The 20,785-nt window shown below is 33.9% G+C and carries 13 protein-coding genes; 4 read left to right on the top strand and 9 right to left on the bottom strand.

The genetic code is table 11. From position 1 onward, the window contains the following. The first annotated feature begins 99 nt into the window (after positions 1-99). From ACHZA2_RS04090 to ACHZA2_RS04075, 4 genes are all read left to right on the top strand, one after another. Positions 100-1,752, top strand: a complete 1,653-nt coding sequence (locus tag ACHZA2_RS04090; protein ID WP_319578636.1) for a glycosyltransferase family 4 protein — start codon at positions 100-102, stop codon at positions 1,750-1,752. Positions 1,753-1,816: 64 nt separating this feature from the next. Further along, positions 1,817-3,103, top strand: a complete 1,287-nt coding sequence (locus tag ACHZA2_RS04085) for a UDP-glucose/GDP-mannose dehydrogenase family protein (RefSeq protein WP_319539989.1) — start codon at positions 1,817-1,819, stop codon at positions 3,101-3,103. Continuing rightward, positions 3,084-3,989, top strand: coding sequence for a UTP--glucose-1-phosphate uridylyltransferase GalU (gene galU / locus ACHZA2_RS04080; protein WP_319578635.1), 906 nt, complete (start codon positions 3,084-3,086; stop codon positions 3,987-3,989). Before ACHZA2_RS04085 ends, galU begins: the two co-directional genes overlap by 20 nt. Continuing rightward, positions 3,968-4,990 (top strand): UDP-glucuronic acid decarboxylase family protein, encoded by a 1,023-nt coding sequence (locus ACHZA2_RS04075; RefSeq protein WP_394698481.1) that lies wholly within the window; start codon positions 3,968-3,970, stop codon positions 4,988-4,990. The genes galU and ACHZA2_RS04075 overlap by 22 nt, the downstream gene beginning before the upstream one ends. Before the next feature lie 25 nt (positions 4,991-5,015). On the opposite strand, the gene galE is transcribed toward ACHZA2_RS04075, so the two are convergent. From galE to ACHZA2_RS04030, 9 genes are all read right to left on the bottom strand, one after another. After that, entirely contained in the window at positions 5,016-5,993 is a 978-nt protein-coding gene (galE, locus tag ACHZA2_RS04070) for a UDP-glucose 4-epimerase GalE (RefSeq protein WP_319578633.1), read from the bottom strand. Beyond that, positions 5,990-9,241 carry a DUF4422 domain-containing protein gene (locus ACHZA2_RS04065; RefSeq protein ID WP_319578632.1) on the bottom strand — a complete coding sequence of 1,084 codons (3,252 nt, stop codon included), beginning with the start codon at positions 9,239-9,241 and terminating at the stop codon, positions 5,990-5,992. Before ACHZA2_RS04065 ends, galE begins: the two co-directional genes overlap by 4 nt. Then, a complete protein-coding gene (locus ACHZA2_RS04060; protein ID WP_319578631.1) occupies positions 9,238-10,359 on the bottom strand; it encodes a glycosyltransferase family 2 protein in 1,122 nt (373 codons plus the stop codon). Before ACHZA2_RS04060 ends, ACHZA2_RS04065 begins: the two co-directional genes overlap by 4 nt. Positions 10,360-10,389: 30 nt before the next feature. Continuing rightward, positions 10,390-11,517, bottom strand: coding sequence for a UDP-galactopyranose mutase (gene glf, locus ACHZA2_RS04055; RefSeq protein ID WP_319578630.1), 1,128 nt, complete (start codon positions 11,515-11,517; stop codon positions 10,390-10,392). A gap of 49 nt (positions 11,518-11,566) precedes the next feature. After that, positions 11,567-13,672, bottom strand: coding sequence for a glycosyltransferase (locus tag ACHZA2_RS04050; protein WP_319578629.1), 2,106 nt, complete (start codon positions 13,670-13,672; stop codon positions 11,567-11,569). A gap of 202 nt (positions 13,673-13,874) precedes the next feature. Beyond that, positions 13,875-15,989 carry a glycosyltransferase gene (locus tag ACHZA2_RS04045; RefSeq protein ID WP_319578628.1) on the bottom strand — a complete coding sequence of 705 codons (2,115 nt, stop codon included), beginning with the start codon at positions 15,987-15,989 and terminating at the stop codon, positions 13,875-13,877. Between the two features lie 155 nt (positions 15,990-16,144). Further along, positions 16,145-17,152, bottom strand: coding sequence for a radical SAM protein (locus ACHZA2_RS04040; RefSeq protein WP_319578627.1), 1,008 nt, complete (start codon positions 17,150-17,152; stop codon positions 16,145-16,147). Between the two features lie 76 nt (positions 17,153-17,228). After that, the gene (locus ACHZA2_RS04035; protein WP_319578626.1) at positions 17,229-17,909 is read right to left on the bottom strand and encodes a class I SAM-dependent methyltransferase; all 681 of its coding nucleotides are present in this window, start codon (positions 17,907-17,909) and stop codon (positions 17,229-17,231) included. A gap of 643 nt (positions 17,910-18,552) precedes the next feature. Beyond that, positions 18,553-20,763, bottom strand: a complete 2,211-nt coding sequence (locus tag ACHZA2_RS04030) for a glycosyltransferase family 2 protein (RefSeq protein ID WP_319578625.1) — start codon at positions 20,761-20,763, stop codon at positions 18,553-18,555. Positions 20,764-20,785: the final 22 nt, after the last annotated feature.

Below are 20,785 nucleotides of genomic sequence, written 5' to 3'. Positions count from 1 at the left end.
ATGTCTATTCTCTTCTGTTCTAAAAACCTATGATAGATGAATAAGAATGATTATAGAAAATATTCGTTTATTCATTAGCAAAGATGATACGGTGGTGTTATGGGAGTAACCAGTTTTAGAAAATTTCAAAGAAAGAATAGAAAACACACAATAAATAATGCAATAAAACTATTATATAAATATTTTAGAAAAATCAATGGCCTCTTATCACGTTACCCATATATATTAGCATGTTGGATTTTTGTCTTTTCTTGCACAATTAATTCCATTACAAGGGTTGTGTTAAAACATGAGTATCAATTAATTAGAAGATCAAATTTTTTTGATTCTAATTGGTATCTCTCTTACTACTCTGATATACAAATAACTGGTTTAAAACCGATCACTCACTATATCTGGTTTGGGTGGAGGGAAATGAGAGATCCAAGTCCATTGTTTTGCACCTCTTACTATCTATCTCATAATCTCAACATCTATGATGAAGAAGTGAATCCCCTGGTTCACTTTATTGTGAATGATACAAATGATTCATGGCCTCGTTCCTCCCCCGCAGAACAAAAATCCTCCATTATAAAAAATAATGAGTCAAATTCTTTTAGATCTCAAAAAAATCAAAAAATAGATTGTGGTAAACGATACCCGAATATTTTGTTTATTGGCCACGAGGCTACATATACTGGGGCACCTTTGGTTCTTTTGTATTTAATCCAGTGGTTATCAGCAAATACTCTTTCAAATATTTTTTTGATTTTATTACGTGGTGGTTCGCTTCTTCCTGAGTACAGCAAGGTATCTCATGTATTGTGCTTAAAACAGGGTTTTGTTCCTCCTTTTGAAGTAATAAAAAACTTTGTTCAGGATCCCGGATTTATTTATGTAAATACTGTTGTTTCTGCCGAACTAATTGAAATTTTAACCAAATTCAACAAACCAATAATTACTCATGTACATGAACTGGACAAACTAATCCGGATGGCGGTGGATAATCAAACTATGATCAGTCTTGCAAAAAATTCCTCTTCAATTATTGCAGTATCTGATCCAGTAGCTCAGAATCTTGTGCAGTCATATGGATGTCAGGAAGAAAAAATTGAAATCATCCATGATTTTATTAAACTAAGTTCAAAATCAAAATGTGATAAAGAAGCCTTGCGTTCTTTTTTAAGCCTTCCAATTGATGGCAAGATTGTTGTGGGTTGTGGTTTGGATGTATGGAGAAAGGGGGTTGATATTTTTGTATCTGTTGCTCAGGCCGTTCTTTCAGCATCAGGAAAAAAGGATATTTTCTTTATTTGGGTTGGTGAGTTGTCTCCTCCTCTTGAAGGGTCATCACTGGGAAATCTTGTAAAGAGTAATTTGTATAAAGAGCAGATATTATTTCCGGGTTTTTCTAAAAATCCCCGGGATTATTTCAGTGCAGCTGATATTTTCTTATTACCATCTCGCGAAGATCCATTTCCATTGGTAGCACTTGAGGCATGTGAATGTTCTCTTCCGGTTATCTGCTTTGAAAATTCAGGTGGGATGCCTGATTTTATTCGAAATGGAGCTGGATATGTGGTTCCATTCGAAGATGCTGAAGCTATGGCAAAGAGGGTTATATTTTTACTTGCACATGATGAAATCAGAATGTCCATAGGAAATTCAGCACGTGAAAAACTCCTCAAATCACACATATCCGAAATTGCGATCCCAAAGATACTAAAAATTTGTCAAAAACATTTGAATTTCCATTTAATCAAGGAATACTAAATTTTATTCCTTGTGAATGGGTTTCGCAATCATTTATGAATTTGCTCAATCAATATCATAATGAATGTCAGCAACTTTTTCAGTTTCGATAATTGGTGGGGGGTATGTCGGACTTGTAACCGGGGCCTGTTTTGCATACCTTGGAAATAAGGTTACAATCATTGAAGTTGACGAACAGAAAGCCTCTTCAATAAATATGGGAATTCCCCCTATATATGAACAGGGTTTAGAAAAAATTCTTAAGGATACTGTTGGAAACCGCTTAACTGCTACGACTTCATATGAGAGTGTATCAACCAGTGATATTGTGTTTATCTGCGTAGGGACACCACCAAATAATGATGGTTCTTCAAATCTTCAATATATCAGATCTGCAGCAATATCTATCGGGACTTCTTTGATGAATCATCCAGGCTATCCTGTTGTTACGGTGAAAAGTACTGTTCCTCCAGGGACATGTGAAAAAATAGTAATACCTGAAGTACTAGGCAACTCATTAAAAACTGCAAATTGTGTCGGGTTTTGCATGAATCCTGAATTTTTACGTGAGGGAAGGGCGATTGAAGATTTTCTACACCCTGATAGGATAGTTATTGGATCTAGTGATAAGAGGGCTGAAACAATTCTTCGCACTCTCTATACATCTCTAAATGGAAACGTGATTTGTACCTCTCTGACTGCAGCAGAGATGATAAAATATACTGCGAATGCCTTTTTAGCGACAAAAATATCATTTTCAAATGAAATCGGCAATATCTGCAAAAAACTGGGAGTGGATGTGTATGAGGTGATGAAGGGAGTTGGTCTTGACCATCGTATCGGACCTCATTTTCTGAATGCAGGGGCCGGATTTGGAGGTAGTTGTTTTCCCAAGGATGTTTCAGCGCTGATCAGTTTGGCAAAAGAGGTAGGAGAGGATCCGATATTATTACGCTCCGTTATTGAAGTAAATGAACAGCAACCACTAAAGATGGTTAATCTGGTCAAAAAGAAACTTGGTTCTGTAAAGGGGAAGAAAATTGCGATTCTGGGCCTTGCATTTAAAGATAATACTGATGATATTCGTGATTCCCGCTCAATTCCGGTAATCAACGCTTTGATACAGGATGGTGCAGATGTTCATGCGTATGATCCAATGGCATCTGAACATATGAAAACGATTATTCCCTCTATATCATATGCTGAGTCAGTGTCTGCTGCCCTCCAGGATGCAGATTGTTGCCTGGTAATGACTGAATGGCCTCAGTTCTCCCATTTGTCAGATGAATTTTCTCTCATGAAACAACCTGCTGTCATTTTGGAAGGAAGGCGTATGCTGAACCGGGATGATGTTGAAGGAATCTGTTGGTAACATGAAAAACACAGTAAATAAGGTAGTGATTCCTGCAGCAGGTCTTGGAACCCGTTTTCTTCCGATCACCAAAGCTCAACCCAAAGAAATGCTCCCGGTAGTGGATAAACCTGTTATCCAGTATGTCGTCGAAGAAGCGATTCGATCTGGTATTGATGATATCATTATTATCACTGGGAGAAATAAGAGGGCTATTGAAGATCATTTTGATCGGTGCATTGAACTGGAGAATAAATTTTCGCTGAATACAGGTAGCGAGGCCTCTGATGCGTTCATTGATTTGAGTGACATTCCCAATATTCATTATATTAGACAAAGGGAACCAAAAGGTCTTGGAGATGCAATTCTCCTGACTGAAAAACATTGTAATAATGAGCCTTTTGTTGTACTACTCGGAGACACCATCACAATAGCTCCTGATGGTGAGAAAACTTGTACCTCGCAGATGATCCAGGCTTATGAGAAATATGGAAAGTCAATTATTGCAGTAGAACCAGTGCCTGAAAAAAAAATACCCGATTATGGAATTATTGACGGTACACTCATCGAAGAGAATATCTATCAGATTAATAACATTGTTGAAAAACCTGCTGTTAAGGACGCACCATCAAATTTAGGTGCTATTGGATGTTATCTCTTTACACCAGAAATTTACACCCATCTTAAAGAGATCAAACCGGGAAAAGGGGGGGAGATTCAACTTACCGATGCCATAAAAAGACTCTCCCAGTCTCTTGGAATAACTACGAATTGCCGGAGATATGACATCGGGGATAAGATTGGTTGGATGAAGGCCTTTTTTGAACTCGCTTTATCCCGGGACGAGTTCCATGATGATCTGATTTCGATTCTTCAGGAAAAGGTATGCACCAGGAGGAGCCAATGAACGAGCATTATTCAGATGAAGAAGATATGAACCGGATTCTTGCTGGTTTACAAGATATTGACTACCAGGGGATGAAAGTAATAGTCACCGGGGGTTCAGGTTTTCTTGGATCCTGGATGTGTGAAACGCTATTGGGTAAAGGTGCCGATGTTATTTGCCTGGATAATTATGCGTCCGGAAGACCTGAGAATACAGATCACCTTCTTGATCACCCAGGTTTTACCAGAATCATCCATGACATATCAGAACCGTTTGATCCTGAGTGCCCGGTGGATCTGGTCTGTCATCTTGCATCCAGAGCTGGACCACTTGAGTTTGAACATTATCCGATCCAAATTCTCAAGTCAAATACACTTGGAACTATGCATGCATTGGGAATTGCTAAAAAATACAATGCACGATTTCTTTTTACTTCCACGAGTGAGATCTACGGAGAAGCAGAGGTTTTTCCGACACCTGAAACCTACCGGGGGAATGTAAATACTCTCGGTATCAGAGGATGCTATGACGAAGCAAAACGTGCTGGCGAAGCATATTGTATGGCATATCATCGGCAGCATAAACTTGATGTCAGAATTGTCCGGATATTCAATACGTATGGCCCACGAATGCGAAGTGATGGGTTATATGGGAGGGTAATCCCCCGGTTCCTTGATCAAGCCAGAAAAAACCTCCCTATTACCATTTTTGGTGATGGATCACAGACCCGGAGTTTTTGCTATGTAACTGACCAGGTTACCGGCCTTCTGAAACTTGCCGGTTATGATGGGATAAATGGAGCCGTGGTCAATATTGGAAACCCTCTTGAGATGTCAGTTTTGAGTCTTGCAAAGAAAATTATTGAGATTACAGATTCAAAGTCTGAAATCAGTTATCACCCTCTGCCTCCAGATGATCCTTCACGACGGTTCCCGGATATTTCGAAAGCTGCTAAAGTGTTGAAATGGGAACCAAGGGTGGATCTTGAGTATGGGCTTCGGGCGATGATTGAAGCGTCATAACCTTCAATCATCTATTAAATGGAAATTATCCTCTCCACGCAGTTCGGATTATGTCCTCAAGATTTGGAATCGTTTGTTTCCATCCTAATTCTTTTATAATTTTGTCGGCACTTCCAACAAGAGCCGGGGGATCCCCTGGACGCCGTGGACATTCCCGAACTACGATTTCTTTTCCGGTCACCCTTTTTGCTGCATCAATTACTTCCCGTACTGAATATCCAGTTCCATTGCCAAGGTTGTAGACCTGACTCTCTCCTCCTTTGAGTAAATATTCAAGCGCAAGAACATGTGCCTGTGCCAAATCTGTGACATGAATATAATCTCTAATGCAGGTACCATCAGGAGTGTCATAATCCGTTCCAAAGATCTGGATCTCCTTTGTTGGATCTGCAGCGGCATGAAGAACCAGAGGAATAAGATGAGTTTCAGGGTCGTGTCGTTCGTGGGCCCTTCCTTGTGGATCCTCTCCGGCTGCGTTGAAATATCTGAGTGCTACAGTTTTCAGGCCCCAGGCAGCGTCACAATCTGACATGATTTGTTCAGCCATGAGTTTACTCCAGCCGTAGGGGTTGACTGGTTTCTGTGGATGTTTCTCATCTATTGGGAGGTAATTTGGGTTTCCATAGGTTGCACATGTGGAGGAGAAGATCAGTTTGTTTACGTTATGATGCTGCATACATTCAAGGAGTGAGATCATGCCCCCGAGATTGTTGTTATAATATTTGAGAGGCTCATGAACTGATTCCCCGACATAGGCATATGCAGCAAAGTGCATTACTGCAGAATAATGATGTGAAGAAAAAATTTCGTTTAGGGTTTTTTTATCTTGAATATCAACTTGGATAAAATCATCATGCAAAATTGCTTCCTTGCTTCCCCTGATAAGGTTATCTAGGATTAACGTGGAGTAACCCTGATCACGGAGGTAAAGATCGACGTGAGAGCCAATGTATCCTGCACCACCAATTATGAGAATTGAATTGGAGTCTTTTTTTACTTTCATTTTTTATTACTTAATATTTTGTGAAAGAAATTTTCGGTAAAAAAACTTTTAATAAATAAATTATTGGTCCGTATCTTTTGATAGGCACAATCCCTGAAATAATTTGGTTTCTTAAAATTCACCTTTTCAATTGGGTTTATTGATTTATTATTTGATAAAAAAAATTGTTTTAATAAAACTTCATAATATGGAGATTTCCGTGCATACATCCAGAAAATTTCACCGAAAGGGACCGAATCATTAAGCCATGGTTTATTGTATGGTGCAGCATAATGAATTATTGCTGGATTTTCAAGTGCTTTCTGATATTCAACCTCGTATTTGTAAGGAAGCTGTGAAATTGCTCGTGACTTGCATAAATGAACTACATTCCATCTTTGTTCTAAAAAAATAATTTTATTATTAAAAGATTTATTTAAAATATCCTGATCAACCAAAAAGAAATTTTTTAATGAATATAATTTTAAAAACATTTCTTCTAAATTTTCCTCACGGATTTTATGTAAATTTAAGAGCATAAAACCTGCATTGAAATAGTTATCAAGGGTATTTTCATTTAAGCCAACTTCATTAATAAAATAATCCTCATAGGTTAAGTTGTTATAAGGAATACCTACATTAAGATTTGCCAACCGATGTTCCAGCGTATTTAAACACCGAACAACTCCAGCATAACAATTATTGAGATTTGTGAAAAAAATTTCACTAATATCCTCTCGAATTATAACATCTGGATCTATATATATTATTTTATTGTATTCAGGTAAGATACTGGGTAATTTTAATCTGAAAAAGGTTGATTTAGAAAAATGTGGTTCAATTTCAAGGTTTTCCTTGTTTAAGTATTGATTCATTTCAAAAAATCGGATAGATATGTGACTAATAGTTTTTATTTGAGAAATAAGTCTCTTTTTATGTTCATCTGAAATTAAATCCGATAAAATAATTAGATCATAATGATACCGTGACGACGAAGTTGAGATTAATGATTCCAAAAAAACACTATATATCGGTGCAAAGTTATTATCAAAAGCTGATACTATTGGAATAACTTCAAATTTATTATCAAGGGCTGGCAGCGAGGAAATATTAGGTGATGTATCCTCAATCATTATCCACGGAACTTCTTTTATCACAAGTTCAGGCTTATTTTTCTTTAGCTTTTCAATATATATATGAAATAACCGTTCAGCTGCAAATGCAGGCTCTCTGATATTATATACATTATTATTTGAAAAATCTGTGTTTGGATATATTTTTTCAAGCAGAGGAAATAGCCAGTTACAGTATGCATCCAATATTTCACGCCGCATTACAAACATATGTCCGGTAATCATATCTTTACCATTAAAAAAATTCTGTAGATAAGGATAATAATCAGGTGCATGAATTTTGATTCCTTCGCAAAGCCTATTATATGAGTCAGGACCGTGCATGATTTTATAGTGATTTTTTTGCGACCCCCTCATAGGTCTTTTCCAAGGACGAGGAACAATAATATCTGTTCCAACTACAAAATTAAGAATAGAATCAGGAATCCAACCATAATCCTTAATCTGTTCATTATTTAATCTAGAAATCACTTTATAATCGCTTTTAATTTTTTGAAAGTGTGATGGGTTGAATATCAGAATTCGACGATAATGACATAACCCCAAATATGTATGAACTTTATCATTTTTCCACATCCAATATAGTCCTGTCAATTCAGCATATGTCACATTTTTTTCGGAGATATTGTCTCCAGTATTATCACCCAAAATGCCTAGAGGCACATTAGAAATTTCTTTTCCAAGTTGAATCGGTTGAAATATTTCATTTTTGATATAGGTTGAAGGTTTATGGCAGGCTTGAAATATCTTGACCGTAATATCTGGAATACTTTCGAGATTAACCTGCTTTTCAAGTGGATATACATCTTGAAGGTTAACAAATTCTGGGTTGCACAACAGTGAAGAGGCACGGAGAGAAAAAAAACTAAATAGGTCTTTTTTATCTTTTCTATAATAATAGTAACATCCAGGATTGAAAACAAAGTGTTGAATATAATCCCTTGGATCCCCTTTTAAATAATAATTAGATAGAATGATTATAAAGTCCTTACAATGAACCTTTTCGGCAATTTGAAAAATATTGGCCTCTTTTCCATATTCTGATAGATTAATTGTCGGAACGATTTCTGATTTTAACACTATTTCTTGTTCTGAATTTGAAATTATGAGGAGATCGATCTTTGTTAATAACTGATTTTTTTGAACAAGATCCAAGCAATCCGATGGTTCACTATTTCGAAGGTCCATCCAGATAGAAATACTTCGTGGTTCAAGTCCACCATTCCCATTAGCTAGACGCTTATGTTGATCCTGAAGATATGGAAGTGATTCACAAATAATCGAATAATCATTCGCATTATATGATGATACATTAAATGTATTGACCTTACCTTGAAGAAATTTGGGACTCTGAATTTTTTCCAGCATATTACACCACACCGGAGATGCATCATCAATTTCTTTATTAGCATCACGTTTTGGCATAGGCAGAGGGGCACTGCAGAGTTCACACCACCGAAGTTGATCTCCAAAATTTGATGGATCCCTTAACCACCAACCAGGTTCAATTGGCCATCCTCCAGGACCATCGAATAACAGATCAAGAGCTGCTGCCACTTCACAAAAAAAGGCTCCTTTTGGGGTAATACTAGCACTCCACAGAGATTGAATCCAGCAATTATCACGAAGCAGGTACCACTCTTTATCCGGAATTCCCAATTCCTTTCTGGTTACCATCAGGGTTTCATGCAAGCTTGAAAAACTATGATCGTTTAAGGCCTGGTATCCGAAGGTATCCTGAATAAGTTCGAAATATTTATAGTATCGATGGCCCATTGAGCTCCATAACCCACGCTGATTTTTCGTTTCAATATTAAACTTATTTTTACAGATATAATCAATGAACCCTGATTCCGGCCCGCTAAATATGTTAACTGGTGATTCATCGAGACCAAAATGCTCTTTAAAATACCTAACAAATGTATCAAATTCAGGATGTAATGTTGGCTCTCCCCCCATTATACCAACAATCCCGGAAAAGCCTTTCATCGAGTCAACGGCTTTTTTGAAGGTTTTTAAATCCATGAAAAAGGGTTTTTGATGATGTCCACAAAACCGTGTGCAATTGGCACACCGGTTACTGCAGGCATTTGTAATCTCAATCTGGATTATTTTCATTTCTTTTGGAGATTTCATTTTTTTCCCTTCATATAAAATTTTAAATTATTAGTCCATTTATTTAGTGAAGAAACAGTAGGTATGATTTTAAATTTATTCTGGATTTTTAAAAGGTTATTTAGTTCAGGATGTGCATCAATGAAAAGAGAGTATACGTCAGACATATTATTGCGTTCCATTTCAGATTTAAAAGCCATTATGTAATGTAATATAAACTCCTCAGAACCTTCAATATCTGGATTAGGAAATAATGATTTGTAATAATTGACTGCTTGTCTCATCTCATCTGGAAAATGACCACCTTTTGCAAAAAACTCGTATGTTCCCCAGAGGTACCGAAAATAAAACCGAGTTAGCCACTTTTTCTCCTGATTGAATAAACCGTGTTTTAGTAACAAATTTTGGATTCCTTCAAAAACAAAAGGGAAATCAATGATGTATTGCTTTTGTCGATTTAAGGTAGCAGCAATAGTATTAGTTCGATTATAGTAATAGAGATAATTATTTAGGAGCATTACTTTTTGACTGAATAACAATTCTGCATAACTCATAACAACATCTTCAAATAATGTATCGGGATTACGAAGATGGTATTTTTCAATAAGATCTCTCTTAATAATTCGCCCCCAAGGTTCAACAGGGATCCAGAGATCATCTTTATATATATTGAAATATCGTTGAAGTGCCTCCTTTCCTGATAATAATAGTTCTTTTGTTGAATAATCATGTAAAAATATATTATGAGATTCCTCCCTATCAGGAAATACCCAAATGGAATTACATATTGCAATATCAGCATCATATTTTACAATTCCATCACGAAGCGATTCTAAATAATTTTCGGGTATCGAATCATCTGCATCAATATAAAGAATATAGGTTCCTTTGGCATTATCTAAACCTGTGTTACGTGCTACTCCCTGGTACCGGTTTTCTGAATGGTGAAATATTTTTACACGGGAATCTTCTGATGCTATCTTGTTGAGAATTTCTTCAGAATCATCGGGTGAGCAGTCATTGATAAAAATTACTTCAAAGTCTTGCTCTGTTTGTTTTTGAAGTTGTTCTATCAATGGTCGCAAGTATTGGGCAGCATTGTAAACAGGAACAATAATACTGAATTGTGGTATAGTCAAATTTTACCTCATCAAATTTCTACCAAATTATTAATGAATTTTTTCCACTAATGTAAGAGCTTGATCCACGGCCTGATCCATATTTAAATATCGATACGTCCCCAATCGGCCTGCAAAGAATACCTTTTTTGAAGATTGACGGATCAAACATAAATACTGTTGATATAATCTTTCATTATTTTCTTGAGAAATGGGGTAGTATGGAATATTTTTACCAATTATATACGGTTGCGGGTATTCAATTTCAACTGTTGTCATCTTGTTTCGATAAACTTTATTGAAATGGATCATTTCTGTTATCCGCGTATATTGATGATCATTAGGATAATTAACTTGAGCGACAGGTTGATGAATCCTTTGTTGATATGATTGAACATCAAAATGAAGACTCCGATATGGAAGTTCACCTAGTTTATAATCAAAATATTCATCAATAGAACCGGTAAAAATAGTTTTTTCAAAACTATTACAATTTCTAACATCATTATACTCAGTATTCAACGATAAAGTAATATTGGGATGGTTGAGAATTCTTTCAATTAATTTGGTATACCCATCTTTGGGCATCTTTTGAAATTTATCCTGAAAATATCTATCGTCGTAAGAAATATGAACTGGAACTCGTTCAGTTACAGAAGGTGAAAGTTCCTCCGGTTTTAATCCCCATTGCTTTGTAGTATAACCTATAAAAACATTCTGATAGATGAAATCAGCCAAAAATCTAATCTTCTCATCAGAGTTTTTCATCATCTCTAATATTGGGACTTTTATATTTATGCCGTACGTATGCAATAGGAGGTTTTTTAAGTCTTCAGCCTCTTTTTGAGAGAACAATATTTCAATTGAAGTTAAATTGAAGGGGATTGGAATAAAACGGCCCTTAACTAACCCTACAACTCGATGTTCATAGTTCTTCCAATCAGTGAAGTGTGATAAATATTGAATCACTCTGTCCGAATTAGTATGAAAGATGTGTGGCCCATATACATGGTATAGTATATTATGCTCATTAATTGAATCGTATGCATTTCCTGCTATATGATTCCGACGATCAATTACCCATATCTTCTGATTATATACGGATGCAAGTCTTTCTGCAATAATTGCACCTGTAAAACCTGCACCGACAATCAACCAATCGTACGAATATCTCATCATAACCTTGTTCCGTCACTACATCAATAACATTTAGGGAAAATTAGGAAACTTACTGATTTAGTTTAATAAAATGTTTAAGAAAAAACTGTAGAAGTTTAGAAAATCCGAATTCGTCAATCTTGATATAAAGAGATTTATAAAGGTTCAATATTACCTCATCAGAAGGAGAAAGGGATTTATCCTTAAATAAATATAACTCTCCGAGAAAAGAGAAATCATATTTCTTATGCTTTTCGAGAATTTTTGCTAGAATTGCAAACTCACGAGGAGTTGATGACTTTTGTAAGATATTCCCCTCTTTTAGTGCGTAAAGGGGTTCCGGATTGACTGAAATTCTATACTGGGATAAATGTAGATCTAATAATAATGACCACTCAGACATACCAGAAATATACGGTTCTTGAATTTGACATATCTCATAAACTGATCTTTTTACCAAGATACATTTACCTCCATAAAGATTGTTAAAAATGCTTGTAGCAAAAAAATCTTTTTGAGCCCCCCCTCCTGCTGGTATCCAATATGAGTTTGAACCATTTTCAGATATACAATTTACAGATGTAACTACACAATCAGCATTCTCTAAAAGAGTAACATTTAGGCATTTTTCTAAATATTCAGGATCTAATATTACCGTTTCATCTAAAAAGAGAAGATAATTTCCTTTAGATTTTAATGATACTATATTTCTGGTATTATTTTTGGAGTAGTTTTTTGATTGGAAAAAGGTTACTTCTTGATTAATTGATTTATTTTTTTTCAAATCTAATATTCGATTTTTTAATGATACTGAAATATTTCCAATAATAAAAATGTCGTAATTATTATATGTTTGATTAAATATTGCACAAATAACATCCAGTATTTCTTTTTTGTCATCAAGCATTGTAATAATGATTGAGACATGAGATGTAGGATATTTCAGATTTATTGTAATTTTTCTTTGCGCCATTTCAACATAGGAATTAAAAACCGCAAGATTGGTTTTAGATGCCTCCATCAGATCTTTGGAAGGTTTTGGGATTTCATAATTATCGTTAGTAAGGATTTCTACCAGTTTCTCAGCTAACCTTTCTGGTATCGGATTAAATAAACAATAGTTGTGATAATCCTCATGAATTAATTCTGATTGGCCCCCATTATTCGCACAAATAAAGGGAACATTATCTATTAAACATTCATAAATTACACAAGGGGAATTATCTGCAGGTGAAGGCATTATTGTTAATCTACCTGGCTTCCGGAGATATTCTCTTACTTGATTGTAATCTTCATAATAAATCCAGCGACACTCATTTATTGGAAGATCCAAAGCCTTTAATCTCTCTATCAATTCTGTTCTTTCAATAATTTCTCGACCAAGAAAAGTAATTGTTTTTCCGGATAAGAGATAAGAAGGTACATATTTTAAGGCATCAAGAAAAATAAAAATTCCCTTTCTAGACTCAATCCGACCGAAAAAAATTATTTCATCAAATTCATATGATAATTTCAATTGATTATCAGTAATTAACCACCCTTCAATTGGTTCCATGGCATGAGGGAGAATTTGAACGTGATCAGGTAATGGCCATCCTTTTCTTTTCATCCAATCAACCATATACCTTGAAGGAGATATAACAAAATCAGCCAAACCAACACATTGACGTTCTAATTCTGAATGGATCGCAAAATAATCACCAATGTTATATCCATGCGATTCTTGAATCCATTGGTGTGAACTATGACAGATCACACCCAAAACTGTTTGTTGAAAACAAGGCATTATAGACTTACATTTAAGGCATAAATATCCATCATGCCATAATTCGTGAAACAAAATTACGTCATAATGAACATTTGAGGATGAAAAATAATCTAAAACTGCTTTGGATCGACGTAAAAAATCAGGGTTCCAATTACTATAGAGAGATAATACTAAAAAATCGACATCTAAACCATATGTACTTGAGAAATGTCTTTTATACAGATCAAACTTTTCAAATTCTAAGCGCGAACTTGTGAATAAAATTTTTACTGAAAAGTGGTTTTTTTTCAAAAAACGAGCTAAAAATTGTGTAGCTGTTCCAACACCTCCACTCGGAGGAATATCCATTAATTCATCTGTAACCAGACAAATGTTTTTTTTTTCTGAAACTGGCATTTTCTCAGTCATAATATAAATTCGGGATTTTAAATAAAAATCATAAAACTTTCAATAATGATTAATTTCTGAAAGCAAAACGATAACTACTCTACATCTAGGGATAATATTTTCTATACACTTACCTTTCCTGTGTTTTACTATTTTTTTCATGATTTTGAATAAATAATCCATATTTGATAAATTAATGAGGCTTTTCCAAATAATTCCAAAATTATGTCTTCGAAAACCTACTAATCAAATGAATCAAATATTCACAAATTTTTTGCAGATGTAATCTCTTGATTAGATAAGAAAGAGAATTTAGTTTTCTTTCAATATCTGGTGAGACATTAAAAATCCGAGAAATATTTCTGGTTTCTCTAAATAGAATAATTTCACCAAGAAGAGCAACATCAATTTTTTTGTGTTTTTCAAGAGTGTCCTTAATAATATTATATTCCCGAGGAGTTTTCGGAGTTAGATTCATTTGTCCGCTTTTTGATGAGTAGAGAGGATTTGGATATATGGAGATTCGGTATTTAGAAAGATGTAAATCCATTAAAAATGACCACTCTGATATCCCCACGATATAGGGATCTCTAATTGGATTTATAATGTAAACGGATCTTTTAACCATCATGCATCTATCACCATACATATTCTCATAAACACTTGAAGCAATGAAATCTTTTTCACTTCCTCCACCAATGGGTATCCAGTATGAAGGTATATCCTCTGAAATAATCTCTTTAGTAGCAATTACACAATCAGAATTAGAATTATGCATAATGTTAATACTAGTTTCAATAAAATCAGGGAGAAGAGTGACATTATTATCCATAAATATTATGTTTTCACGGTTATTTTGTAAAATCAATGAATTTCGAAAGGAATTAAGTGAACTTTTTTTTGTTGAGTGTATATTTATCTTTCTTTTACTACTTTCATTTTTCACAATTTCCATAAATTTTTTAGTATAATTATTATCACTATGACCAATAATATCGATTTCAAAATTCGAATATGTCTGATACAACACTGATGAAAGTGTATCACAACCATCATTATTGTTATCCATCATGATAATAACAGAAACTATCGGTTTATCGAAAGTAAATTTGGTATTATGTTTGCGTTTTGAATAGTTTCCTAATTCAGAAAAGAGGTTAATAATTTCAGATGATGCTTGTTTAACATTTAAAGAGGGTTTTGGAATTGAATAACTCTTGCATTTAAGGACTTCAATAACTTTTTCAGCGAGTTTTTCTGGATTCGGATCAAACAAGCATTTATTGTGCCCATTTGGATTAATTAATTCCGGTTGACCACCATTGTTACTGCACAAAAAAGGAATTTTATCAATCAGGCATTCATATATTACACATGGTGAATTGTCGGCCGGTGAGGGCATTATTGCAATTTTACCTGATTCTTGCAGATATTTTCTAGCACCTTCAGAATTCAAATGAATCCAACGGTATTCTTTGACAGGTAACTTCATTTGATCCAATTTTTCAAGTAATTCAGATCTGGGAATAATTTCCAGACCTAGAAAAGTGATGATTTTTCCAGATAATATGTGATAAGGAATTAGTCTTAACGCATCAATGAAGATATAAACTCCTTTTCGTAATTCAATACGGCCAAAAAAGACAATTTCAGCAAATTCAGGTGTATTATTAGAGGGGATCGATTCTTCGCTTTGCCACCCCAACTCCGGTTCAATAGGATAAGGTATAATATGAATTGAAGATGGTAAGTTCCAACCTTTTTTTATCATCCAATCAACCATATATTGAGAGGGTGAAACTACAAAATCGGCCATTGCCATACAATGTCGTTCTAATTCAGAGTGGAAAATTAAATTATCTCCAATATACACTCCATGTGATTCCTGAACCCATTGAAATGAGCCGTGGCATATTATACCCATGAGAGTATTATTAAATCTTTGAGTTGATGTTTTACATTTTAAGCACAAATAGCCATCATGCCATATATCATGAAAAAGAATAATATCATATGATAATTTTGATAAAGTAAAAAAATCATAAACTGCTTTGGACCTTTGTAAATAATTCGGATAATAATTGGAATATGTATCAGTTGATAAAAATTCAATATCCAGATTATATGTATTTAAATAATGTCTTTTTATTTCCTTAATCTCTTCCTCTTCCTTGTTATGTGGATTAGTATATAGAATTTTCACTTGAAATTTATTCTTTTGTAATATTTGCGCCAAGAAATGGGTTGCAGTACCTAATCCTCCACTAGGTGCAATATCTCTTAATTCATCAGCGACAACACAGATAGAGATGATGTTATTATGATTAGTAGTAAACACATTAATTTCCCCCTTTTTTAAGCAAGTAATAAAACTCCAAATTATTATTCGTTAGTAAAAATGAGATAATTAATCATAATAATCTGTTTTGATGCCCATCAGAATTTTATCTTTATCTTTTTTGTTGTGCAGTCCTGTCGATTCAGGAATTGGGTTTATACCGCGTTTTTTGCTTCAATACAAAAATCTATCGCGGCGTTAATCATTTCATCTGAAATAGTCGGTAAATTAGCATCTAAATCGAAATATACGGTTTCCAATTTTAATCCTGCCATAATATTAAGAAAATCAATAAAATCATTTAGGTTCTCAGGAAGAAGTATGTATTTAACCCTAATATTATTATTTGGATAACACTCTGCAATTTTTAAATAGTATTGTAAATTACGCATTACATGTTGAAAAAAGGGTTTTCCTTTAATTTTTAAGTATGAATCTTCATTACCAGAATCTATAGAAATCATAAAAGAAACTTTTGAAGGTGTTTTCATGATCTCAACAATATCTTTTGAGACAATGGTACAATTAGTAATAAATGCAAACGTTAAATTTGGACTATAATCGAAAAATTTTCGGCATGTTTTTGAAAAACTTGACATAAGGGTAGGTTCTCCTCCTGAAAAAGAAACACTACCATATGGATTTAAGAGTTGATGATCTAGAATTTCACAAATTAATGAAAACATTTTTTCTTCTTTATCATAATTCTTTATTGCAAGGTCTGGTTTAGGGATATAACAATAAGTACACCTTAAATTACAAAATGAAGAAAAAGCTAGATCTATTGAGTTAAAAACCCATTCATTTTTATCGTGATAACCCACATTTAAAAATGAACAACCACAACAATCACCACATTCCCCCTTTTTTAATTCATTTTGTTTAATAGCTCTAGATTTTAAGAAATCTTTAAGATTAAAAGAGTCAATGTCAGTGGATCTATGGGGGAGAAATGGCCTACAGAAACCAACTCTACCTAAATAACTTGTTATCAAAGCATTATCTATATAGTGACACCAATAGGTTTTTTTTTTAATTAAAAAAAGTCTGGGTCTAAAACTGTCCTTTAATGTATTTAGAGATATACAAAATTGATTGAACAAGTTAGCACAATTACTCTGATTGGTATGTTGATTCTGATTTCTATTTTCAAATGGTTTCATATCATCTTCTCTTATAATAATGTAACTACTACTTTCATCTTTTTCTTATATATATGATATTGATAATTTTGTGAGGTTAATTCAGGTCTCTACTCTTCTTCCCAATTAATCGGTAAACACTTGCTATAGATTGGACCTTATAATGGGAGTGATGACATTTATATTTAATATATGGATATAATAGAAATTTCAAGAAGAAATGTTCGATTGTATTTTTCGATTCTAACCATTCAAAAATTATCCATCCAATTGTAGAATAAACTGAATGAATATTTTCAACTTGAATTACATCAAACCCACTATCTATTGCAATCTTTTTTATACCATCAATAGTGTACCGTTGAAAGTCCCTGGGATCAAGATGCTCAGGTTGCATAAAAGGAATAGCAAGAATAAGAATACCATCTATTTTACATACCCTGTTAAATTCTTTCATGACCTCATGGGGATTTTCTACATGTTCTAATACTGCATTACAAATTATTGTATCGAAAAAGCCGTCTCGAAATGGTATCATATGCAGTGGAGAAAATATGTGAGTATTTTTATTGTGATAGCCATTAGAAAGATCCTGATTTATTATGACTCCATTACACATATTAGAAATGTCTCGACTCCCGGATCCGGCATTTAAAATATATCCATTGAAATATTTTTTACAAGGAGCGAATTCCTCCTCAATTGATGGAAATAATTCATCAGAGGATAATTTAGGTGTAATTCTCAGTAATTGTTCCTTTATTAAATCGATTTTCATTCGCTCACCTGACAATGTTTTACCCTAAAAGTTACAATAACCTTAAATCTTCTGACTCCAGATTATGTTATACTTTTGATAGGTTGTTTTAATTGTTGGGGTTTGTCCAGTGAGATAATTCAAATTGGACAAGATGGTTCAATAAAAAACTCAACATCTCTCGAAGAACAAAAAAGTCACTCACTTTTTTGCTTCTCATCGATAAGATGCAATAAAAGAGGAAAAAATTATCAATTTTTTGCTAAAAAACCTCAAGACCCTCGATAGCTTCAATAACGGTGAGTGTAGTAACCCAAGTTTGCCACTTAACATCAGACACTCGATGAGATCATCCCCAATTTTTGATCAATATTTTCCAGAATTTCATCGGGAAACGGTATTTGACAGTTGAAGATTCTCTCCTCAAAATTGCATATAATCACCCAATTTTGTAAAAAAACATGGTGTTGATTGTATCAAAATTGGAGTCAATGAATCGTATTTGTCTTCCTCATCTACGAATACAGCGTAACTGTCAAATTCAATAGCGCTATTTTTGATGAATTTCGTTGATGTATGCTTTATTTTTTGGTCGATCCACAATCAATAGGAACACTTTTTGTAAGTGGCAAACTTGGGTAGTAATTCATTCTCTCTATTCGACTCAAAATTTCTTTCCCCCTTTATCTGCAATTTTCTTTACTAAAAACAACTGTAATCGTAGAAATAATGAAAATAATGGAATATCATAACCTCTCATTTTAAATGATAATGTTTTATTTAAATCTACTAATTGTTCATTTTGATGTGTTAATTGTTCATTTTGAAGTGTTAATTGTTCATTTTGAAGTGTTAATTGTTCATACTCATGAATAAATTTTAACCGAACATGTTCTTTTTCCGGGGTTTCACAAAACCTAAATAATTCACCAAGAAGTGAAACATCAGTTTTCCCATGTTTATGAAGAATATGAGAAAGTATTTGAAAATTTTTATATGTTGGGTTGCTGTGTATCATTGAATTCGTGGACACCAAGTAATGATATAACGGTCTGGGATAATATGAAATTTTTACGTTTGAAAGATGAAGATCGATTAAGAGTGCCCAGTCCGTCCATCCTCTTTTATAGTACTCTAAAAAGGGAAAATCTAAGCAAACACTCTTTTTTATTAACATTCCTGCATCACCGTAATGATTTTCCAGTAAACTACTTGCCATAAATTGACCTGGGCAACCTCCTCCTGCTGAAGACCAGAAAAATATTGATGGATCTGAATGACTAAAACGTCGCATTGCAGGCAACACACAATCAGAACCTTCTTTGTTGAGAATTTGAAGACATATTTCTACGAAATCAGGAAAAAGAATATTATCATCATCTAAAAACACCACAAAAACACCATTCGCTGCCTGGATTCCAGTATTTCTGGCTGCACCAAGGTAGGCATTTTCTTTCCGAATAATATGTATTTTATTTTTTTGTTGAAGTTTTTCCAGCAATGGAGGGAGATCTGGATCAGTACTCCCATCGTCAACGATAATTATTTCCACATTCTGATAGGTTTGTGCCAAAGCAGATTCTACTGCTTGTACTAATAGTTTTGGACGATTGTATGTGGGGATAATCACTGATACGAGGCTGTTAGTAATTTTACCATCAATTGATGGTTTTTCTCGAATTTGGTTTACAAGATTAGTGATTATAGTACAAATATTATCAAATGAGGTAAGAACCTGTTCCGATAGTAATGGAGTAGAAAGGTTTTCTTGTTGCATCACAAATTGAAATTGATTGACTAAAGATTGCGGTCTCGGATGAAAGAGAGTCTTAAAATGATCCATTGGGTCGAATAATTCTTGTAATCCTCCACTATTTGTACAAATGAATGCGATATCCTTTTCTAAACAAGCATTAATCATATGTGGGAAAATATCTGTGGTTTGATTTATTACAACAAATTGACTATTGTCAGTAAGACATCCAATTGCTTCTGCTGGTTTTTTAGTATCAATAATTCGAAATTGAGTTAATTCTGATAATTCCAAACAAATTATTTCGTTAATTTTATTAATCTGTTCGTGAGAAAAATTCCCCAGAAATGTAATACTAGTATTAGTTAATTGTGATTTGGGGAAGAGTTTCAATCCAGTTATCACGACAGAAAAATCTGACTGGTTATAAATATCTCCAGCAAAAACAATTTCATCGATATATTTGATAGAAGTTGTTTGGTTTAGGTTATAATTCCATTCGTTATCTGAACGCAAGATCGGAGGATGTACTATTTTAATTTCCGGAATTATCCAATTTCTTTCCTCCATCCAATCTATCAGATATTGATATGGCGATATTACAAATTCAGCCAAACCCATGCAGGCACGTTCAAAATCTAATTTTATCGCATTATTATAACCAATAGGTTCCTGCTGATGTTCGTTGATCCACTGCGTTGAACTAGTACATATTATACCAAGAAGACTTTTGTTAAAACAGGGCATAGACTTTTTACATTTAAGGCAATAATATCCATCAAACCCGGAGTTTGGAAAGAGAATAACATCAAATTTTTCAGAAGAAGTCATAAAATATTCATATACGGCCTTAGGGCTTCTAAAATATTCTGGAATCCAGTTCCAATATTGACTAATGTCGAGAATATCTATATTAATACCGTGTTTTTTAAAAATCGTGTACTGAATATCATGGATATTATTACTATCAATTCTAGAGTTACTATACACAATTTTGACTCGAAATTGACAATTGATTAGGGTTTTGGCTAAAAAAGACAATATAAACCCAGTTTCCCCGTGAACTCCGACATCAGGGAAATCATTAGCGACGATGCATATTTTTAGTGGGTCATCTTTCATCTTATTTCATATTGTTTTTTCA

It is taken from the genome of uncultured Methanospirillum sp. (assembly GCF_963668415.2).
Lineage (GTDB): Archaea > Halobacteriota > Methanomicrobia > Methanomicrobiales > Methanospirillaceae > Methanospirillum.
The sequence above is the reverse complement of the archived record's forward strand: the minus strand, read 5'-3'. Positions and strand labels throughout refer to the sequence as shown.

Bases quoted from the DNA above. Each gene is read 5' to 3' on its own strand.
- ACHZA2_RS04090 (WP_319578636.1), top strand. From the start codon at position 100: ATGGGAGTAACCAGTTTTAGAAAATTTCAAAGAAAGAATAGAAAACAC.
- ACHZA2_RS04085 (WP_319539989.1), top strand. From the start codon at position 1,817: ATGTCAGCAACTTTTTCAGTTTCGATAATTGGTGGGGGGTATGTCGGA.
- ACHZA2_RS04075 (WP_394698481.1), top strand. From the start codon at position 3,968: ATGCACCAGGAGGAGCCAATGAACGAGCATTATTCAGATGAAGAAGAT.
- galE (WP_319578633.1), bottom strand. From the start codon at position 5,993: ATGAAAGTAAAAAAAGACTCCAATTCAATTCTCATAATTGGTGGTGCA.
- ACHZA2_RS04065 (WP_319578632.1), bottom strand. From the start codon at position 9,241: ATGAAATCTCCAAAAGAAATGAAAATAATCCAGATTGAGATTACAAAT.
- glf (WP_319578630.1), bottom strand. From the start codon at position 11,517: ATGATGAGATATTCGTACGATTGGTTGATTGTCGGTGCAGGTTTTACA.
- ACHZA2_RS04050 (WP_319578629.1), bottom strand. From the start codon at position 13,672: ATGACTGAGAAAATGCCAGTTTCAGAAAAAAAAAACATTTGTCTGGTT.
- ACHZA2_RS04040 (WP_319578627.1), bottom strand. From the start codon at position 17,152: ATGAAACCATTTGAAAATAGAAATCAGAATCAACATACCAATCAGAGT.
- ACHZA2_RS04035 (WP_319578626.1), bottom strand. From the start codon at position 17,909: ATGAAAATCGATTTAATAAAGGAACAATTACTGAGAATTACACCTAAA.
- ACHZA2_RS04030 (WP_319578625.1), bottom strand. From the start codon at position 20,763: ATGAAAGATGACCCACTAAAAATATGCATCGTCGCTAATGATTTCCCT.